We start from the raw sequence: 1,571 nt of genomic DNA on the forward strand, positions 1-1,571 counted from the left end.
CCCTTACCGCTGCCTACCGAGGCTGAGCCTTGTTGTCCGTATATCAGTGATTACAACGACACTTATTTGGATTTTGGAGGAGGGGAGCCGAATGTCTTTTCATATCAAGTAAATTTAGGCGGGCCATTTACTTTTTTCTGTTTAACCGCTTTTGGAGCCCCACTATTATTTTGGTTCATAGGTTTGGCTTCGGGATATAGTTCAGCAGAGAGTTGGGCGTTTTCGGTGGACTATTTTCTGTTTGCCTGGAAATTCTCAGCGTATATGTGGCTTGCATCCTCAGCTCTCTGTTTCGTCATCTGGCTCCAACACCACAAACTTTTCACCAGCGTCATCCCCACCCGTTTCAATCGCCAGCGCCGCGAAGTCTGCTTTATGCCCGACGGCGCCACTGAACCTTTACTCGTCCCCTGGGAATCCCTCTCTGCCTGGATCGTTCAAGGCCAAAGCGCGAGCCAATACGGCGTCACTCGCCACTACGGAATGGGCATGGGGTTTGAGCATGAGGGCGAGTGGGTTCGTGTCGAATTTCAATGCGGCGCCTTGCAACTGGCAATCTCCAATTGGGAGGCTGTGCGCGGTTATATGGAGTACGAACTCAACGACCTGCAAGCCATTCAAGATCCGCTGGAGCTGCATGAACCCGGCGACCCTTCCCACGAAGGTTTGCACACTTTTCGCAACGCCCGCGCCAGTTTGCATCGGCGCATTCGCGCGAAAGAAGTGGGTTGGATCTATGGCTTCTTTTGGTATGTCTACCACGTGATGACGTTATGGACCTTGCCCAATCATCTGGTGGAGTGGGAGATAAAACGCATCGCCAAAGTCGGCCGCCGAGCGCTGCCGCAGGCCATGCGTGAATGGTCCGAACCCTTGCCGCCGGAGCAATGGGCCAAGCCCAGCGCCGAATTACTGCGCTTGAGCGCCAAGGTTAAAGCCCTGATCAAGCGCTCGCCTCGAAAGCCGATCACCGAGATATTTGCCGAGGTGTATCGCGGCGACGCCAACTCGCGACGAGGGCGGTGAACTCTGATGGCTATTCAAATCGACGAACTACCATCCGTTTTAAAGAAAGCTAGCGATATTGAGTATTTTCCTGGCGGTGGACAGACCTATTTGGCTCCCTTGCCCCTGCCTACCGAGGCCGAGCCTTGTTGTCCGTATATCAGTGATTACAACGACACTTATTTGGATTTTGGAGGAGGGGAGCCGAATGTTTATTCGTATCAAATATGGTTGGGAGTGCCGTTTACTTCTGTCTGCCTAATGGTTTTCGGGTTCCCGCTTTTATGCTGGATTATGGCTTTGGCGCTGGGGGAAAGCTCTGCCGAGAGTTTGGAGTTTGCGGTAGATTCTTTTTATGCTATCTGGGGCTACGCTCTGTTCATGTGGTTCGCTGGATCAGCCATGTGCTTTTACGTCTGGCTAGGAGCCCACAAACTTTTCACCAGCGTCATCCCCACCCGTTTCAACCGTCAGCGCCGCGAAGTCTGCTTTATGCCCGACGGCGTCACAGAGCCTTTATTCGTCCCCTGGGAATCCCTCTCTGCCTGGATCGTTCAAGGCCAAAG

1 protein-coding gene and 1 pseudogene are annotated in these 1,571 nt (G+C 53.0%); both read left to right on the forward strand.

Annotated elements, in window-relative coordinates; translation table 11 throughout:
• The first annotated feature begins 375 nt into the window (after positions 1-375).
• Complete coding sequence (locus ACIQYF_RS23690; protein WP_402866716.1) at positions 376-1,026, forward strand: hypothetical protein; 651 nt, start codon at positions 376-378, stop codon at positions 1,024-1,026.
• A gap of 6 nt (positions 1,027-1,032) precedes the next feature.
• Positions 1,033-1,571, forward strand: a pseudogene (locus ACIQYF_RS23695) (hypothetical protein); the annotation flags it as partial.

The sequence above is a fragment of the Pseudomonas sp. NPDC096917 genome (genome assembly GCF_044762555.1).
Classification (GTDB): Bacteria; Pseudomonadota; Gammaproteobacteria; order Pseudomonadales; family Pseudomonadaceae; genus Aquipseudomonas.

Excerpts from the sequence above, each read along its gene's own strand:
- ACIQYF_RS23690 (WP_402866716.1), top strand. The coding sequence starts at position 376 with ATGCCCGACGGCGCCACTGAACCTTTACTCGTCCCCTGGGAATCCCTC.